Annotated in this window: 12 protein-coding genes; 2 read left to right on the forward strand and 10 right to left on the reverse strand. The window is 71.5% G+C overall.

Features of this window, described 5'->3' with window-relative positions:
* Positions 1-117 precede the first annotated feature (117 nt).
* The 5 genes from AB0I51_RS15365 to AB0I51_RS15385 form a co-directional block, all read right to left on the reverse strand.
* The gene (locus AB0I51_RS15365) at positions 118-327 is read right to left on the reverse strand and encodes a hypothetical protein (protein WP_362975183.1); all 210 of its coding nucleotides are present in this window, start codon (positions 325-327) and stop codon (positions 118-120) included.
* A gap of 133 nt (positions 328-460) precedes the next feature.
* Positions 461-790, reverse strand: coding sequence for a hypothetical protein (locus tag AB0I51_RS15370; protein ID WP_019072120.1), 330 nt, complete (start codon positions 788-790; stop codon positions 461-463).
* Positions 787-1,155 carry a WhiB family transcriptional regulator gene (locus tag AB0I51_RS15375; RefSeq protein WP_019072119.1) on the reverse strand — a complete coding sequence of 123 codons (369 nt, stop codon included), beginning with the start codon at positions 1,153-1,155 and terminating at the stop codon, positions 787-789. The genes AB0I51_RS15370 and AB0I51_RS15375 overlap by 4 nt, the downstream gene beginning before the upstream one ends.
* 174 nt (positions 1,156-1,329) lie before the next feature.
* A complete protein-coding gene (locus AB0I51_RS15380; protein WP_200715742.1) occupies positions 1,330-1,647 on the reverse strand; it encodes a hypothetical protein in 318 nt (105 codons plus the stop codon).
* 168 nt (positions 1,648-1,815) lie between these two features.
* The gene (locus AB0I51_RS15385) at positions 1,816-4,014 is read right to left on the reverse strand and encodes an ATP-dependent DNA helicase UvrD2 (RefSeq protein WP_362975186.1); all 2,199 of its coding nucleotides are present in this window, start codon (positions 4,012-4,014) and stop codon (positions 1,816-1,818) included.
* Positions 4,015-4,197: 183 nt separating this feature from the next.
* Between AB0I51_RS15385 and AB0I51_RS15390 the strand changes: the two genes are divergently transcribed.
* Positions 4,198-4,440, forward strand: coding sequence for a mycoredoxin (locus AB0I51_RS15390; protein ID WP_362975188.1), 243 nt, complete (start codon positions 4,198-4,200; stop codon positions 4,438-4,440).
* A 103-nt stretch (positions 4,441-4,543) separates the two neighbouring features.
* Here the strand turns inward: AB0I51_RS15390 and nudC are convergent, their stop codons facing one another.
* The 5 genes from nudC to AB0I51_RS15415 form a co-directional block, all read right to left on the reverse strand.
* A complete protein-coding gene (gene nudC / locus AB0I51_RS15395; protein ID WP_362975190.1) occupies positions 4,544-5,488 on the reverse strand; it encodes an NAD(+) diphosphatase in 945 nt (314 codons plus the stop codon).
* Between the two features lie 154 nt (positions 5,489-5,642).
* Complete coding sequence (locus AB0I51_RS15400) at positions 5,643-7,055, reverse strand: dipeptidase (RefSeq protein WP_362975192.1); 1,413 nt, start codon at positions 7,053-7,055, stop codon at positions 5,643-5,645.
* A gap of 70 nt (positions 7,056-7,125) precedes the next feature.
* The gene (locus AB0I51_RS15405; RefSeq protein ID WP_362975194.1) at positions 7,126-10,644 is read right to left on the reverse strand and encodes an ATP-dependent DNA helicase; all 3,519 of its coding nucleotides are present in this window, start codon (positions 10,642-10,644) and stop codon (positions 7,126-7,128) included.
* A 100-nt stretch (positions 10,645-10,744) separates the two neighbouring features.
* Positions 10,745-14,092, reverse strand: coding sequence for an ATP-dependent DNA helicase (locus AB0I51_RS15410; RefSeq protein WP_362975196.1), 3,348 nt, complete (start codon positions 14,090-14,092; stop codon positions 10,745-10,747).
* Between the two features lie 257 nt (positions 14,093-14,349).
* Positions 14,350-14,736, reverse strand: coding sequence for an MGMT family protein (locus AB0I51_RS15415; RefSeq protein ID WP_362975198.1), 387 nt, complete (start codon positions 14,734-14,736; stop codon positions 14,350-14,352).
* A gap of 186 nt (positions 14,737-14,922) precedes the next feature.
* Between AB0I51_RS15415 and AB0I51_RS15420 the strand changes: the two genes are divergently transcribed.
* On the forward strand, positions 14,923-17,679 hold the full coding sequence (locus tag AB0I51_RS15420; protein WP_362975200.1) for a lysylphosphatidylglycerol synthase domain-containing protein: 2,757 nt from the start codon (positions 14,923-14,925) through the stop codon (positions 17,677-17,679).
* Positions 17,680-17,743 lie beyond the last annotated feature (64 nt).

Here is a 17,743-nt window from a genome sequence, read left to right on the forward strand (position 1 = left end):
ACCCCCCAGGTCATCGCCTTCGACAGGGGGCACACAGCCATACCGGACCCGGGGGCCAGGCACCCCATTGCGGGGCCACGAGAAAGGTAACGGGGCGAGGGCGGGCGTGAGTGCGGCCTACCACCAGTCGGAATCCAACCGTCCCTCGATCGCCCTGAGGTTCTCCCTGGCACAGGTGTCACAGAAGTAGTGCCGGGTCCCGTTCTCCACGGAGCAGGTCCAGGTGGGTTGCGGGCCTTCTGACCGGGTGCCGCAGCGGGCGCACACAACGGGCTGGGGCTCCGCGGTGGAGGCGCTGGTGTCACTGCCTCCGGGACGACTCGTCACGCGGCGACGATATCGCCGCGGCCGGGGATCGGGACAGAACGCACCGCGGGGGCCGGTCCGTTCGGACGGACCGGCCCCCGCGGGGAGCATTCGCCTCCCGGGCTGGGAAGGCCACCGCTTCAGGTGTGATCGGCTACTGCATGACGGCCATGGCGAGCGCACGGCGGGCGCGCATCGAGGCACGCTCGGCCCTGCGCTGCATCCGGCGAGCGGCCAGCAGGCGCGTGACCTGCCGTTCCCGCTCGGCCTCCTGCAGGCGCTCGTGCATATGCGCACGGGCCAGGGCTTCTGGAATGAGTTGCATCTCTCGGGTCCTGTTCTGGCGCGACTCGGTCGCACCCGGAGTGGTGAAGTCTGGGATCGCGGAGCCCGCGGGCTCGCTGGGAGTGGACGGCTTCATCGGGGCCTGCTTCTTGGGGTCGTGCGTGAGGGGGCGGTCGATCGTTCCGAGGGTGGTGTTCATGCCGTGACCGGGTTCTTGCGCGGACGGCCACGCGGCCGCTTGCGGGCCACGACGACACCCTGGACGAAGAGCTCGCCACCCCAGACGCCCCAGGGCTCACGCCGCTCCTTGGCGCCGGCGAGGCAGGCCTCGATCAGCGGGCAGGTGCGGCAGAGGGACTTGGCGTACTCGACATCGGCCGGCGACTCGGCGAAGAAGACCTCCGGGTCGTAGGAACGGCAGGGGACGGGCACGCCGAGGTTCTCGATGGCGTCGTCGAGCGCGGTGAGCGCAGTGAGCGGAGTCAAGGTGGAGTCCTCCGTGAGGCCGGGCGGGGGGATCGTTTCGGAAGGCGGTACGGACGGGGCGTGCGCTTCGAGTTGCACGGTTGTTCTTCCTCGTCTGGTCGGTCCGGCCCTGTTGGGCCGGGTGTCGGCTTGGTACCGGGTTCTTTTCTTGTCCCGAGGCCCCTTCGCTCCGTCATCCCCGTTCGGGGACAAACAGAAGGGCCGCGGATCCCGGATGGGGTTCCGCGGCCCTGAAGGCGCCGGCCTGATCAATCAGGCTGGATCACTCCAGGGTTCTGGCCCACGGAAGGCCCACATCTGGTGGTGCTGCGTCGTCTGCTTCCGGCTTCCGGCACCGGGCGCAAAGGCATAGGCCTGCGCCTGTGCTCCTACTGCTTCCAGTGCCTTGGTCGGTCGCTCATTGCGCTCACGGATGGGAAGAACCGCGAGAGACAGGGCGGACGCCGGACGGGCGGCAGAAATGCCGGACAGACCGGTGCCCAGGTTCGAAACGCCGAGCATGCACAGGGAGACGACCGAGGGATCGGTCATTTTCACGATGCTGGCGGAGCTGGTGTTGATGCTGATCACTGGAATCGCCTCCTCTCGGCGTCTCGGGGGACCGGGGGTGAGCCCGATCCTTCGGATATGCAAGTACATCACGGAATCAGGGCCTCCGAGAAGGCCTTCTGTTCCCGTGGCTTAGAACCTATGGGGATCGCTGGGGCATGCGCAAACTATTTTTCCGACGAGTTTTCATCAGTCCCCCGCGGCACCCTCCACAGGCTCCTGACCGTCGCAGATGGCCAGGACATCGGCCCCGTACCGGTTGAGCTTGCGCACTCCGACACCGGGGATCCGCGCGAGTTCGCCCTCGTCGTCGGGGACGGTCTCGGCGATCGCCATCAGCGTCTTGTCCGTGAAGACGCAGAACGCCGGCTGGCCGCTGCGCTGCGCCTGGACCTCCCGCCACTCGCGCAACCGCTCGTAGAGGCCCTCGTCCATGTCGGACGGGCAGTCCTCGCAGCGCATCAGTTTCATCTCGCCGGCGTCGGTGAGCGTGCGACCGCAGACCCGGCAGCGGGCCACGGTGCGCTGGGCCCGCCGGGGGACGACTTGGGGACCGGTGCCCGTGTAACCGCGCTCGATGCCGCCGGGGGCGACCAGGCCGGGTCTGCCCGCCCCGCCGGTCGAGCCGGGGCGCAGACCGTCCAGGAAGCGGCTGGGGCGGCGGTTGGGGCGACTGCCGGGTGAGCGGGCGAGGGCCCAGGAGACGTGGAGCCGTTCCCTGGCGCGGGTGACTCCGACGTACAGGAGGCGGCGCTCCTCCTCGATCTGTTCGTCGGTCTTCGCGTAGCTGATCGGCATCATGCCCTCGGCGACGCCGACCAGGAAGACGGCGTCCCACTCCAGGCCCTTGGCCGAGTGCAGGGAGGCGAGGGTGACGCCCTGGACGGTCGGGGCGTGCTGGGCGTTCGCCCTCTCGTCGAGTTCGGCGACCAGGTCGGCGAGGGTGGCTCCCGGTCTGGCCGCGGCGAAGTCCTGGGCGAGGTTGACCAGGGCGGCCAGGGACTCCCAGCGCTCTCTGACGGCTCCGGAGCCGGCCGGTGGCTCGGTGGTCCAGCCCTCGCCGGAGAGGACGGCACGGACCTGGGAGGGCAGGTCGACGACGTCGTCGAGGAGGGAGTCGTTGCCGCCGAAGCGGGCCGCGCCGCGCAGGGCGACGCCGGCCTTGCGGACCTCGGGGCGGTCGAAGAACCGCTCGGCACCGCGCAGTTGGTAGGGGACTCCGGCGTCGGCGAGGGCCTGTTCGTAGGTCTCGGACTGGGAGTTCGTGCGGAACAGGATCGCGATCTCGCTGGCCGGCACGCCCGCTGCCATCAGGTCACGGATGCGGCGCGCGGCACCCTCGGCCTCGGCGGGCTCGTCGGTGTAGTCGGCGTAGACGGGCTCGGGACCCGCGGCGCGCTGCGAGATCAGCTCCAGCCTGTGGTCGGCGGCCCGGCCGCGGGCCTGGGAGAGCAGGCCGTTGGCGAGGTGGACGACCTGGGGTGTGGAGCGGTAGTCGCGGACCAGCTTGACGACGGTGGCGCCGGGGTGGCGGGTGCGGAAGTCGAGGAGGTGGTCGGGGGTCGCTCCGGTGAACGAGTAGATCGTCTGGCTGGCGTCGCCGACGACGCACAGATTGTCGCGATCACCGAGCCAGAGCTCCAGGAGACGCTGCTGGAGCGGGCTGACGTCCTGGTACTCGTCGACCACGAAGTGCTGGTACTGCGAGCGAACCTGTTCGGCGATGTCGTGCCGGTCCTGGAGCACGGCGACGGTCAGCAGCAGGACGTCCTCGAAGTCGATGACCGCGCGGTCGCGTTTGACGTCCTCATAGGTGGCGTAGAGCTGGGCGATCTCGGCGGGGGCGCGGGGGACGTCGCGGCCAGCCTTGGCCGCCGCGGCGGCATAGTCGGAGGGGACGGTCTGGGTGACCTTGGACCACTCGATCTCGGCGGTGACGTCCCGCAGTTCGCCGCGGTCGAGTCGGATGCGGCAGGCCGCCGCCGCGTCGGCGACGAGCTGGATCTTGCGGTCGACGAGCCGGGGCATGCCGCCACCGATCGCTTTCGGCCAGAAGTACTGGAGCTGACGCAGGGCGGCGGAGTGGAACGTACGTGCCTGCACTCCCGTGGCACCGAGTTGGCGCAGTCGGCCACGCATCTCGCCGGCGGCGCGGTTGGTGAAGGTGACGGCCAGCACGCTGGAGGACTGCAGGACCCCGGCGCGCACTCCATAGGCGATGCGGTGGGTGATGGCCCGTGTCTTGCCCGTGCCGGCGCCCGCCAGCACGCACACCGGGCCGCGCAGGGCGGTTGCCACCTCGCGCTGCTCGGGGTCGAGCCCTTCGAGCACCGCGTCGGCCGAGTCCGGTACCTGCGGGAAGAGGGGGGAGTGCGTTGCTGCTGTCACACGGCCATGCTGCCAGGTCGCCGGAGACGGGTGAGCCGGTTGTCCACAGGGAGGCACCCGCAGTCGTACTAATGCGGCAGGCGTCACGTCCCGTGGGATACCCCGGCGGGAATGGCGGGTGCGTCGCGTACGTTTCGTCCACTGCGAGGACCTATTCCCTGAGCTGTTGAGGAGCGCGAGAGAATGTCGGGCACCGTGACGATGTACAGCACCACCTGGTGCGGTTACTGCCGTCGGCTGAAGAGCCAGATGGACCGCGAGGGCATCTCGTACAACGAGGTCAACATCGAGCTGGACCCGGATTCCGCGGCGTTCGTCGAGAAGGCGAATGGCGGGAATCAGACGGTTCCGACTCTGCTCTTCGCGGACGGTTCGACGCTCACGAACCCTTCGCTGGCCCAGGTGAAGCAGAAGGTCGGCGCCTGATCGGCGGTCGGCGCGCGCGGCTCCGCGGAAGGCGGCTCCTGATACGTCAGGGGCCGCCTTCTTGTTGCCTGCTCCTTGTTTTGCCTGCTCCTTGTTGTCGGCCTCAGACGAAGGTTCTCGTCGGCAGCGGCTTGCCGTACCAGAGTTCGATCAGACGGGCCGCGATCGAGATGCCGTACGGCGGCAGGACCTCTTCGGACTCGAAGGCGGCGCGCAGTTCCTCGCGGGAGAACCAGCGGGCCTCGTGGATCTCGTCGCCGTCGACGTTGATGTCGGTCGAGGTGGCGCGGGCCATGAAGCCCAGCATGAGGCTGGACGGGAAGGGCCAGGGCTGGCTGGCGACGTACTCGACGTGGCCGACGCTGATGCCGGCCTCCTCGAAGACCTCGCGGCGCACCGACTGCTCGATGGACTCGCCGGGCTCCACGAAGCCGGCGAGCGTCGAGAAGCGGCCCTCGGGCCAGTGGACCTGGCGGCCTAGCAGGATGCGGTCCTCCTCGTCGGTGACGGCCATGATCACGGCGGGGTCGGTGCGCGGGTAGTGCTCGGCGCCGCAGGCCGGGCAGCGGCGGATGTGGCCGGCCGCGGCGATCACCGTGCGCTCGCCGCAGCGGGAGCAGAAGCGGTGCAGGCGCTGCCAGTTCTCCAGGGCGACCGCGTGCACCATCAGACCCACGTCCCGGGGAGACAGCAGCAGACCCGCCTCACGCAGGCCCGCGGGCCGTGCCGACTGGTCGATACGGCCGGGCAGCGTGTCCTTCTGGAGGGCGAAGTAGCTGACGCCGTCCTCGTCGGTGCCCAGGAAGTAGCGGTGCGCCTCGGTGAGGGGTGCCTCGAAGGACGGGGTCATCACGAGTTCGGTGCTGCCGTCGGGCGTCTCGTCGATGAGGACCTGGCCGCCGGAGACCACGAAGCAACGGGTGGTGGGGTGGCTCCACGCCGCGGCGAGCCAGGCCTCGTCGAGCCGGTGGTGGGCGGCTCGGTCGATGCCGCTCGGGGCGGTGAGCGAGATGGGTCGGTCGGCTGTGTGGTCGGTCCAGGTGGTCACGGGTGCTTCCAACTCCCCCGGCAATGCGGATTGTTTCGGCGGGCGGTTCAGCGGGACGTACGGCAGGAGGCGACCGGGTCCGGCGGAGACGGGTGGCGGGGCGGTTCTTCCAGTGTGCCTCGCGCTTGTTGCCGTTCCGGATCGCGCGGGTTCGTCAGGGCGCGTGGCGCCAGGTGTCGGCGAGGTCTCCCCACAGGTGGGCGGTGGTTTCGACGCCCTTGAGGAGGAGGTCGAGTTCGACCTTCTCGTTCGGGGCGTGCCAGCCGTCGGAGGGGACGGAGATGCCCAGGAAGAGAACGGGTGCCCCGAGGACTTCCTGGAGGTCGGCGGCCGGTCCCGAGCCGCCCTCGCGGGTGAAGAGAACCGGTTTCTCGAAGGCGCGGGCCATGGCTCGGACGACGGACTGCAGGGCCGGGTGGTCCAGAGGGGTCAGGCACGGGCGCGTGGCGGCACTGAACTCGATCTCCTGGCGGATGCCATCGGGCACCTGCCGGGCGGCCCAGTCACGGACGACCTTCTCGATGTGGTCGGGGTCCTGGCCTGCGACCAGCCGGAAGGAGAGCTTCACCGTGGCCGAGGACGGGATGATCGTCTTGCTGCCCGGGCCCTGGTACCCACCGCCGATGCCATTGACCTCGGCGGTGGGGCGGGCCCAGATGCGCTCCAGGGTGGTGTGTCCGGCCTCTCCGTGGGTGGCGTACGACTTGGCGGTGCGCAGCCACTCCTGCTCGTCGAAGGGCAGCTCGGCGAAGAGCTCGCGCTCTTGCTCGGAGAGTTCGACGATGCCGTCGTAGAAGCCGGGGACCGTCACGCGTGCGTGCTCGTCGTGCAGCGCGGCGACGAGACGGGCGACCGCGGTCGCCGGGTTGGGCACGGCGCCGCCGAAGGAGCCGGAGTGGATGTCCTGGTCGGGGCCCTGCAGCCGGATCTCGCACTCCGCGAGGCCGCGCATGCCGGTACACACAGTGGGGGTGTCCTCGGACCACATGCCGGTGTCGGAGACGATCACGGCGTCGGCGGCGAGCCGGTCGGCGCGCTCCTCGACCAGCGCCCGGAAGTGCGGGCTGCCGGACTCCTCCTCGCCCTCGACGAGCAGCTTCAGGTGCACGGCCGGGGCGGTGCGGCCGGTGGCGGCGAGGTGGGCTCGGACGCCGAGTGTGTGGAAGAACACCTGGCCCTTGTCGTCGGCGGCCCCGCGCGCGTAGAGGCGGTTTCCGCGAACGACGGGTTCGAAGGGCTCGCTGTCCCAGCCGTCCTCGCGGGCGGCGGGCTGTACGTCGTGATGGCCGTAGACGAGGACCGTGGGTGCCTCGGGGTCGTCGGAGGGCCACTCGGCGAAGACGGCGGGTGCGCCCGGGGTCGGCCAGACCTCGGCGGTCGGGAAGCCGGTCTCCCGGAGTGCGGCGGCGAGCCAGTCCGCGCTGCGCCGGACGTCGGGCGCGTGCTCGGGCTGCGCCGACACGGACGGGATGCGCAGCCACTCGGCGAGGTCGTCGAGGAAGGCTGCGCGGTGCTGCTCGATGTACGTGCGGACCGCGCTGACGGCACTGTCAACGGTGTGGCTCATGGTCACGAGCCTATCGGCCCGCACTGACATCCTCGGTGGGCGGTTCCTCACAGTTTGCTTGCGCGGCCGGCTACTCCCCTCGCGCGCCCGGTGATTCCACCTGCGCGCCCGGCTCCTCCAGCAGCAGCCGCTCCAGTGCGGCCCGGTCCGGGAGGCCCTCCGGCCGGACGACCTCGCCGCCGCGCACGTACAGGAACGCGGCCGTGACCGCTTCCAGCGGCACGCCCTGCCGCTCGGCCCAGGCGAGCCGGTAGATCGCGAGCTGGAGCGGGTCGGCGGTGCGGGTGCTGCTGGTCTTCCAGTCGAGGATCTCGTACGTCGCCTCGTCGCCGTCGCCCTGCTTGTAGACGGCGTCGATACGGCCCCGTACGACGCGGCCGGCGATCGAGAGCTGGAAGGGGGTCTCGACGCGGTAGGGCGTGCGCCGGGCGTACTCGGTGCGTTCGAAGGCGTCCTTGAGTGCTTCCAGATCTCGTTCGTCGGCGATCTCGGCTTCGCTGCCGGGCAGTTCCTCCGGCTCCAGCATGGGCAGGGTCAGTTCTTCGAAGCGTGATTCCACCCAGGCGTGGAAGCGGGTGCCTCGACGTGCGGCGGGTTGCGGAGGGCGTGGCATGGGGCGCGCGAGTTCCTGCGCGAGCCCGTCCGGGTCGGCGGCAAGGTGCAGCAGTTGGGTGGCGGTCAGAGAGGCCGGCAGGGGGACTTCGGTGACGCCTCGGCGGGCGCGCAGGAGTTCACCGGTGAGCGCGTCGAGATCACGGTCCCAGGAGGCGATGGCTCGGGCTTCCTCGGGGGTGAGGCGGGTGCCGCGGGGTTCCCGGAGTGCGCCCCCTGGCGTACTGGAGTGTTCGGCAGAGTGCGGGGCCGTGGCCTGGTGCGGGAGGGTCGGGCGGTCCGTGGTCCAGGCGTCCCAATCAGCGGGGTCGTCCTCCGGTGGGCCGTCATCGGCATCGAGAGGGGATTCCTCGTAGGGCGGCTCGTCGTGGAGCGGTTCGTCGTCCTCCAGTGGCGGGGGCCAGTCCGGGTCGTCGTGCGCGTCCGGGTCGTGAGTGGCCGCGGGGTGGCTCTCGTCGTGGGAGGCGAGGCGCTCCAGGTGGTCCATGACCATCTTGGCGGCGTTGTGGCGGTGGGCCATCGCCCTGTCGTCCAACGGCAGTGGCCAGGCCTGGTCGACGGTGGCCGTCTGCAGGGCGGGGTTCTCCTCACCCTCTTCGGGTCCGTCCGCCCAGGCCTCGATCTCGCCGTACCCGGCCGCGGAGTGGTCGTAGAGGGCCTGGAGGAAGTCGGACGGTCCTCGGCGTTTCTTCTGGGTGGGACCCCACCAGTGGCCGGAGCCGAGCAGCAGGGAGCGGGGGCGGGTGAAGGTGACGTAGCCGAGGCGGAGTTCCTCGGTGCGCTGGTGGTCCTTCATGGCCTCGTGGAAGGCCTTCATGCCTTTGGAGTCCCAGGAGACGACGTCGGGCAGGGTGGCGGTGTCGCCGCGCAGCGCGTGCGGGAGGACCTTGCCCTGGGCGGTCCATTTCTCGCGGCCCTGGCCGCTGGGGAAGGTCCCGGTGACCAGGCCGGGGACGGCCACGACGTCCCACTCCAGGCCCTTGGACTTGTGCGCGGTGAGGACCTTGACGGTGTTCTCGCCGCCTGGGAGGGCGTTGTCGAGGCCCTTCTCGTACTGGGCGGCGGTGCGCAGGAAGCCGAGGAAGGCGAGCAGGCTCGCCTCACCGTCGCCGGCGGCGAAGGAGGCGGCGACGTCCAGGAAGTTCGACAGGGTCTCGCGGCGGCGGGCGGCCAGGGCGTGCGGGGACGCCGCGAGTTCGACCTCCAGGCCGGTGACGGCCAGGACGCGGTGCAGGACGTCCATCAGAGGGTCGGACAGGGAGCGGCGCAGGTCGCGCAGTTCGGTGGCGAGGCGGGCGAAACGCACGCGCGCGTCCGGAGAGAAGGGCAGCCCGTCGTCGTCCCCGGCGCCGCCGGAGCCGTAAAGGGGTGTCTCCAGGAACGTGTCGAGGGCGTCGGCGAGCGATATCACCTCGGAGGGGTCGACCCCCTCGACGGCCTCGGCGAGCCTGCGGTCCGGGTCGTCGTCGGCCCCCACGCGCGCGTGGGCCACGAGGAGTCGGGCGCGTCGGCCCAGAAGGGCGAGGTCTCGGGGGCCGATGCGCCAGCGGGGTCCGGTCAGCAGCCGGACCAGGGAGGCGTTGGCACCGGGGTCCTGGAGAACTTCGCAGACGGCGACGAGGTCGGCGACCTCGGGCAGGTGCAGCAGCCCGGAGAGCCCGACGACCTCGACCGGGATGTCGCGGGTCACCAGGGCGCCCTGGATCTCGGCGAAGTCGGTGGCCGTGCGGCACAGGACGGCGATCTCACCGGGTGCCTTCCCGGTCCGTACGAGGTGGGCGATGGAGTCGGCGAGCCAGTCGATCTCCTCGGCGTGGGTGGGCAGCAGCGCGCAGCGGACCATGCCGTCGCGCTCGGCGCCGGGGGCCGGGCGAAGGGCCTCCACGCCCGCGTGCATGGCGCGCAGGGGTTCCGCGAGGCCGTTGGCGAGGTCGAGGAGGCGGCCACCGCTGCGGCGGTTCTCGCTGAGCGACTGGCGGGCGGCGAGGCGGCCGTCGGCGTGCGCGAAGTGCTCGGGGAAGTCGTCGAGGTTGGCGACGGACGCGCCGCGCCAGCCGTAGATCGCCTGGCAGGGGTCGCCGACGGCGGTCACCGGGTGGCCCGTGCCGGAGCCGAACAGGCCTGCCAGGAGGATGCGTTGGGCGACCGAGGTGTCCTGGTACTCGTCGAGCAGCACCACCCGGAACTCGTCGCGCAGGATCTCGCCGACCTCGGGGCGGGTGCGCGCCAGGGTCGCGGACAGGGCGATCTGGTCGCCGAAGTCGAGCAGGTCGCGCTCGCGCTTGGCGGTGCGGTAGCGGCTCACCAGTTCGGTGAGTTCACGGCGGGCGGCAGCCGCCTCGGGGACCTTGCGGAGCTCGGGGTTGCGGAGTTTGACGCCCTCCAGGGCGCGGAGCAGATCGGTGTCGTACGCGCGCAGTCTCTCGGGTGGTACGAGGTGTTCGGAGAGCTCGGCGTCAAGGGTGAGGAGGTCGCTGACGAGGTCCGGGAAGGAGCGGGTGAGCGCCGGATAGGGGCCGGGGGCTTCGCGCAGTACGCGCGCGGCGAGCTGGAAGCGGGTGGCGTCGGCGAGCAGGCGGGACGTGGGTTCGAGGCCGATGCGCAGGCCGTGGTCGGTCAGAAGGCGGCCCGCGAAGGCGTGGTACGTCGAGATCACCGGCTCGCCCGGGGGGTTGTCCGGGTCGATGACGTCGGGGTCGGTTACGCCCGCCCTGATCAGCGCCTTGCGGACGCGCTCGGCGAGTTCACCGGCGGCCTTGTTGGTGAAGGTCAGGCCGAGGACCTGTTCGGGGGCGACCTGGCCGGTGCCGACCAGCCACACCACGCGGGCCGCCATCACCGTCGTCTTGCCCGACCCGGCTCCGGCCACGATCACCTGCGGGGCGGGCGGCGCGATGATGCAGGCCGTCTGCTCCGGGGTGAAGGGGATGCCGAGGAGCTCCTTGAGCTGATCGGGATCGGTGATACGGGCGGGCATGTCGGAGAGGCTAGCGGCGGCCACTGACAGTCGAGGACCAATCGCCCTCAGGGGAAGAAGAAACGCAGCTCAGCACGGGTGGTGCGATGTGTCACGCACGCTACTCGACCACGTGTCGCCCCTCGGGCCGCGCGCTGCACGAGGCCCGGAACGCGCAGTGGGTGCAATGCTGGCCGGTCTTCGGCGTGAACCGTTCGTCGAGGACCTTGCCCGCGGCCGTGGCCAGCAATTCACCGGCCCACTCCCCCTCCAGGGGCTCCTGGGCCTGAACCTTGGGCAGGGTTTCGCCTCCGTCCCGTTGGGCGGCGCCCTGGCGCAGCTGGACGAGTTCGGCGCCGCCCGGTTCGGGGCGTACTCCGTCGAAGGCGTCGTCCACGGCGCCTTCCTGCACGGCGAGTTGGTAGACGGCGAGCTGGGGGTGGCGTTCCACCTCGCGTGCGGTCGGCGTCTGTTTGCCGGTCTTGAAGTCGACGACGTAGGCGCGCCCTTCGTGGTCCGTCTCGACGCGGTCCATGGAGCCGCGGATGCGCACTTCGTAGTCGCCCGCTTCGAGGGTGACGTCGAAGTCGTGCTCGCTGGCGACCGGGGTGCGGCCGGCGCGGAGGCTGTTGGAGTCGACGTGCCACTTCAGGAAGCGTTCGAGCGCCACGCGCGCGTTGTCCTTCTCCTGCGCCGACTTCCAGGGCGCGTCGAAGGCGAGCGCGTTCCACACGGTGTCGAGGCGTTCCATGAGAACGGCCAGGTCGGCGGGTGTGCGTCCGGAGGCGACCTCGTCGGCGAGGACGTGCACCACGTTCCCGAAGCCCTGGGCGGCGGTCGCGGGGGCGTCGGCCTTCACCTCGCGGCCCAGGAACCATTGCAGGGCACAGGTGTTGGCGAGCTGGTCGAGGGCGCTCCCGGAGAGCACGACGGGCTGGTCGCGGTCGCGCAGCGGCACCTTGCTCTCGGTCGGCTCGAACATGCCCCACCAGCGGTACGGGTGCGCGGACGGGACCAGCGGGCGACCGTCCTCGTCGGCGAGCGCGGCCAGCCGGGCCAGCCTCCGCGCGGCGGCTTCCCTGAGGGTGTCGGACACGCGCGGGTCGACGGTCGTGGCACGCAGCTCGGCGACCAGTGCGGCGACGGACAGCGGGCGGCGGGGGCGTCCTGTGACGTCCTTGGGCTCGATGCCGAGTTCGGTGAGGAAGCGGGACGGCTGGTCGCCGTCGTCGGCGGGTGCCTTCACCGCGGTGACGACTAGGCGTTCACGCGCGCGTGTCGCGGCGACGTAGAACAGGCGGCGTTCCTCGGCGAGCAGGGCTCCCGGGGTGAGCGGTTCGGCGAGTCCGTCGCGGCCGATGCGGTCGGCCTCCAGGAGCGAGCCGCGGCGGCGCAGGTCCGGCCAGAGGCCCTCCTGGACACCGGCCACGACGACCAGGCGCCACTCCAGGCCCTTGGAGCGGTGTGCGGTCATCAGGCGTACGGCGTCGGGGCGTACGGCACGCCGGGTGAGGGTGTCGGCGGCAATGTCCTCGGCGTCGATCTCCTCCAGGAAGTTGAGGGCGCCCCGGCCCCCAGTGCGTTCCTCCGCGCGGGCCGCGGTCGCGAACAGCGCGCACACGGCGTCCAGGTCCCGGTCCGCGTTGCGCCCGGCCGCGCCGCCGCGCAGGGTGGCCCGCTCCAGGCGCCCGGGCCAGGGGGTGCCCTGCCAGAGATCCCACAGCGCCTCCTCGGCCGTACCGCCGCCCGCCAGGCGCCCGCGCGCCTTGCGCAGCAGCGCGCCCAGGCGCTGGGCGCCGCGCGCGTACGTGGGGTCGTGCGCGACCAGCCGCTCCGGCTCGGCGAGCGCCCGCGTGAGCAGCTCGTCGGAGGGCGGCGGCACGGGGTTGCCCCCGGCTCGCTCCTCCTCGCGCAGCGCGCGGCCCAGGCGGCGCAGGTCGGCGGCGTCTATGGCGGCGAGGGGGGAGGCGAGCAGGGTGAGGGCGGTCTCGGTGTCGAGCCAGGAGGTGTCCGTGGGGCTCTCGTCGGATGCGTCGGAGTCGGAATCGTCCGCTTCGGCCGGGGCGCCCCCGGATGCCTCGGCGACCGCCACCGCCCGCAGCGCCGTCAGGAGGGGCGCCACCGCCGGCTCGTGGCGCAGGGGCAGGTCGTCGCCGTCGATGTCCAGGGGGACGCCTGCCGCCGTGAGGGCGCGACGGACCGTGGGGATCGTCCGGGAGCCGGCTCGCACCAGGACTGCCATGTCGTTCCAGGGGATGCCGTCCTCCAGGTGTGCCCTGCGGAGGATGTCGGCGATGTTGTCCAGCTCCGTGCCGGGAGTCGGGTACGTGTACACCTCGACGCGTCCGCCGTCGCGCACCGGGGACAGCTCGCGGTGGGCGCGCACCTTCTGGGCCGGGAGCCGGGTCAGGGGCATGCGCTGTGTCAGCAGGCGGGTGGCGGTCAGCAGGGTGGCGCCGGAGCGGCGGGAGGTCCGGAGCACCTCCACGGGGGCGGGACTTCCGTCCGCGCGCGGGAAGGCGCCCGGGAAGTCCAGGATGCCGTTCACGTCGGCGCCCCGGAACGTGTAGATCGACTGGTCGGGGTCGCCGAAGGCCACCAGGGTGCGGCCACCGCCGACGAGGGCGTGCAGCAGTCGTACCTGGGCCGGATCGGTGTCCTGGTACTCGTCCACGAACACGGCGTCGTACTGGGCGGCGAGCCGTTCGGCGGCCTCGGGGCGGTGGGCGAGGAGCACCGCGCGGTGGACGAGTTCCGCGTAGTCGAGCACTCCTTGGAGGTCGAGCACGTCGAGGTACTCGGCGAGGAAGGCGGCGGCTGCCCGCCAGTCGGGGCGGCCGATGCGGTGGGCGAAGGCGTCCAGGGCCGCGGGGTCCAGGCCGAGTTCGCGGCTGCGGGCGAGGACCGCGCGGACCTCGTCGGCGAAGCCGCGGGTGGTCAGGCAGGCCCGCAGCTCGTCCGGCCAGCGCACGTGCGCGAGGCCGAGCCGCTCCAGGTCGGGCTGGCCCGCGAGCAGTTCGCGTACGGCGACGTCCTGTTCGGGGCCGGACAGCAGCCGTAGCGGCTCGACGAACAGTTCGCTGTCCTGGTGGGCGCGGACCAGGGCGTAGCAGAACGAGTGGAAGGTGGTGGCCCGGGGTGCGCGGGCGGCGCCGATGCGCAGTGCCATGCGGTCGCGCAGTTCGACGGCGGCCTTGCGGCTGAACGTCAGCACGAGGATCCGCGCGGGGTCACCTCCCCGGGCGATCCGGGCCGCGACGGACTCCACGAGTGTGGTGGTCTTGCCGGTGCCCGGACCTGCGAGGACGAGCAGCGGACCGGCCTCGTGGTCAACCACCGAGCGCTGTGGCGCGTCCAGGTGAGGGGGAGTCGGCCGGGTCGGCGGGGTACGCACCAGTCGGTAAGCGCCACGGTTCCCCTGTCGCACCTGGGGGTGCGACAGGCGCCTGGTGGAGGAAGAGGAGCTCACGTGGTTCGCCGGTCCTGGTGGGTGTACTGGTTGGCAGGCTGCCGCGCGTCGGGGTCGGTGGCAGCGGGGTGAGGGGGACACGTGCAGCCGACGCTACGCCGACGGGTCGTACGGGAGCGGGACTTCTGCTTCTTCCCCCACGGCTCTCACGACCCGTGTGTCCCTCACCCCTCGAACGTACGGCATGCCACCGACGTGCCCTGTTTCCCCCGTACGGGCCACAGGCCGCACCCGGGCGGGTCCGATGGCGGAAGCTGTCAGGTGTGACCGTCCGCGCGCTCGCCGCCGTCCCATCGCGCCCGTCTCATGTCGAGGCGCGGCAGGTGGTCCTCGGCGGCCCTGCTCGCCTCCTTCAGAGGGGTGCCTTCCTGGCGGTAGCGGGCGAGGGCCTCCAGTTCGTGACCGGGAAGCAGCACGCCGTCCGCGCGGACGACGCGCCACCACTCGACGGCTCCCCCGTAGAGGGCCATCACGCGGCCGACCTGGCGCGGCCCGCCCTCCTCCAGCCATTCGGCGACGTCGCCGTACGTCATGACGCGCCCGGGCGGAATCCGTTCGGCCACGTCAAGGACCCGCTCCGCGTACTCGGGCAGCGCGTCCGCGTGCTCCGGGCCGATGCCGTCCGGAAGGCTCTCCTCACTCATCCGCCCCATCCTGCCGCACGCCACCGACAATGCGACGCGCTGGCGACTGTGCGTAACCCTCGCCCCGGAGCGGCGCTTGGGGCAGACTGTGCGCCCCCGCATTTGCACCCTGATGCCCCCGTGTGTCGGTGGGGCATGCCACCATCGTGCGGGCGGTGACTGGTGATACGAGATCAAGAAGAGACGATGAAGCAGCAGGGTGTGCACCCCGAAGACGCGGAGGGCACCTCTGACGCCGCGTCGCGCCCGGACACCCCCGACGCGCAGGAGCAGGACCCCACGGAGGGTCCCGCCAAGACGCCCGAGCCCGACCCCACGCCCGGCCCGGACGACTGCGACGGCGAGACGCATGCCGAGGAGGTCGAGGGCGACGAACCGCTCCTCCCCGCGCGCGTGCACCGTCCTTCCGATCTCATGCGCCTCCTGGTGGGCGTTCTCGCGATCGTCGTACTGCTCGCGATCGCCGCGTTCGCGCACGGCACGACCTCGGGGCTCGAACAGGACATCAACAAGGGCACCGGCCAGGCGCCCGACCTGCTGATCAAGCTCGCGGGGCTGGCGTCGAGCATCGCCATCCTGTTGGTGCCGGTCGCCTTCGCGATCGAGCGGCTGATCAAGCGCGACGGACTGCGCATCGCCGACGGCGTACTCGCGGCGGTCCTCGCGCACGGAGTGACACTCGCCACGGACCTGTGGGTCGCCAAGGCCGCCCCGGGCTCGATCCAGGAAGCGCTCACCCAGCCCTCCCCCGGCGACATCCACGCGCTCACCGACCCCGTGCACGGCTATCTGGCACCCGTCATCGCCTATATGACGGCCGTCGGCATGTCCCGGAGGCCGCGCTGGCGCTCCGTGCTGTGGATCGTGCTGCTGCTGGACGCCTTCTCGATGCTGGTCACCGGGTACACGACTCCGTTCTCGATCATCCTGACCGTGCTGATCGGCTGGACCGTGGCCTACGGGACGCTGTACGCGGTGGGCTCCCCGAACGTCCGTCCCACCGGGCGGACGCTGATGGCGGGTCTGCGAACGGTCGGCTTCCACCCGGTGGGCGCGGCCCGTGAGGAGGCCGTCGACACCGAGAACGGCGACCGCGGGCGACGCTACTTCGTGACCCTGGAGGACGGTCCGCCACTGGACGTCACCGTGGTCGACCGGGAACAGCAGGCCCAGGGCTTCTTCTACCGTGCGTGGCGCAATCTGACGCTCCGGGGCTTCGCGACCCGCAGCAGCCTCCAGTCGCTGCGCCAGGCGCTGGAGCAGGAGGCCCTGCTCGCCTACGCGGCGATCGCGGCCGGGGCCAACGCCCCCAAGCTGATCGCGACCTCGGAACTCGGCCCCGACGCCGTCATGCTCGTCTACGAGCACACCGGCGGACGCACCCTGGACTCGCTCGCGGACGAGGAGATCACCGACGATCTGCTGCGCAACACCTGGCACCAGGTGCAGGCGCTTCAGTCGCGGCGCATCGCCCACCGCAGACTCGCCGGTGACGCGATTCTGGTGGATCGTTCCGGCACCGTGATCCTGACCGACCTGCGCGGCGGCGAGATCGCGGCCGGTGAACTGCTGCTGCGCATGGACGTCGCCCAGTTGGTGACGACGCTCGGGCTGCGAGTGGGTGCCGAGCGCGCGGTGGCGTCTGCGGTCGGTGTCCTCGGCCCCGACGCGGTGGCCGACTGTCTGCCGATGCTCCAGCCCATCGCGCTGTCGCGCTCCACGCGCGCGACGCTGCGCCGACTGTCCCGGGAGCGGGCCCAGCGGGAGCGCGAGGCGATCCTTGAGGCGTCCCGGCAGACGAGGCTGGCGCACGCGGAGGCGCACGCGCAGAGCGGCTCCGCCCCCGTACTCGAGAAACCCGACAAGAAGGCCGTACGGGCGGAGCAGCGGGCCGAGAAGCGGGCCATCGACGATGCCCTGGACGAGGCGCGCGAGGAGGATCTGCTGACCCAGATCCGCCACCAGGTGCTGCTCATCAGGCCGCAGGCGCCGGTCGAACCGGCCCGTCTGGAGCGGGTGCGGCCACGCACGCTGATCAGTTTCATCGCCGGTGCGATCGGCGCGTACTTCCTGCTGACGCAGCTCACGCACATCGAGTTCGGGCCGCTGGTCGCCAACGCCCAGTGGGGCTGGGTGGCCGCGGCCGTGCTGTTCTCGGCGCTGAGCTATTTCGCGGCCGCGATGGCCCTCCTGGGGTTCGTGCCGGAGCGGGTGCCGTTCCTGCGGACCGTGGCGGCGCAGGTCGCCGGGTCGTTCGTGAAGATCGTGGCCCCGGCCGCGGTCGGCGGTGTCGCCCTGAACACACGCTTCCTGCAACGTGCCGGAGTGCGGCCCGGGCTCGCGGTGGCGAGTGTCGGCGCGTCGCAGCTGTTCGGCCTGGGCTGCCACATCCTGATGCTGCTGTCGTTCGGCTATCTGACCGGCACCGAGAAGACGCCGTCGCTGTCGCCCTCCAGGACGGTGATCGCCGGCCTGTTGACGGTGGCGGTGCTCGTGCTCGTCGTGACCTCGGTGCCGTTCCTGCGGAAGTTCCTCGTCACGCGCGTGCGGTCGCTGTTCGCGGGCGTCATCCCTCGGATGCTCGACGTGCTGCAGCGGCCGCAGAAGCTGGTCACCGGCATCGGCGGCATGCTGCTGCTGACGGCCTGCTTCGTGATGTGCCTGGACGCGTCGATCCGGGCGTTCGGCGACCAGTCGACGTCGCTCAGCCTGGCCAGCGTCGCCGTCGTCTTCCTCGCGGGCAACGCGCTCGGTTCCGCGGCCCCCACGCCGGGCGGTGTGGGCGCGGTCGAGGCGAGCCTGACGCTCGGTCTGATCGCCGTCGGCCTCCCCAAGGAGGTCGCCGCTCCTGCGGTGCTGCTGTACCGGCTGCTGACGCTGTGGATTCCGGTGCTGCCGGGCTGGCTGTTCTTCAACCACCTGTCCCGCAAGGGCTCCCTGTAGAACAGGCTCACAGCCGCACGTGGGGCACGCACGCGTGCGTACCTCGTACGGCCCGTGCCCCGAG

Origin of the sequence: Streptomyces sp. NPDC050549 (assembly GCF_040655035.1) — a bacterium.
Taxonomy (GTDB): domain Bacteria; phylum Actinomycetota; class Actinomycetes; order Streptomycetales; family Streptomycetaceae; genus Streptomyces.